This window comes from uncultured Microscilla sp., from assembly GCF_947493425.1.
Lineage (GTDB): Bacteria > Bacteroidota > Bacteroidia > Cytophagales > Microscillaceae > Microscilla.
In genome coordinates this window covers 1-533 of the sequence record NZ_CANLRP010000467.1, presented here as the reverse complement: position 1 = coordinate 533, position 533 = coordinate 1, and the positions used below count along the sequence as shown (strand labels likewise).

The window sequence follows — 533 nt, the reverse complement described above, 5'->3', positions numbered from 1 at the left end:
AAGGCTTTGTCTACCACCTTTTTGATCACATAAGCTTTGCTATAGGTCCCTTTCTTTTGCAACTTGTTGATAGTAAGCAGCTTCTCACCTTCTTTGGTAATGGTTTGCCCTTTGCCCACCGTTGTCTTGCTCTTGACTTTTTTCTTGTCTTTGTACGTTACATACTCAGCAAGCAAAGCATTGTTTACAATGATTTCAGGCTTTTTCTGTTTGCCTTTGCCTTTCTTGTTGTCTCCATCCTTGCCCTTCTTTTTCTTATTTTTGTACTTCTTCTTAAAATTTTTAAGGTCCTTGAGTTCTTTGAGGCCTTGCTCTACCATTTCCTTCAGTATATCTTTGCCTGCCGATAAGCCGCCAGTAGCCAGCGCCTTGACAATTTCAATTACAGCCACCGATAGAAAGTTACCCACCACATAAGAAGGATTATTGATATTTTGATATTTTTCCTTTTCGCTTTCTATAATCTGCTTGACGATCTTTTCCAACCCTAGTTTTTTTATCTCCTCCAACTTTTGGTTCAAGTCTTTTCGGTA

At 38.8% G+C, this 533-nt stretch carries 1 protein-coding gene; it reads right to left on the bottom strand.

Annotated features, from left to right (window positions below; all coding sequences use genetic code 11):
* A partial coding sequence (locus Q0954_RS34355; protein ID WP_299466708.1) for a hypothetical protein occupies positions 1–533 on the bottom strand: 533 nt, incomplete at both ends.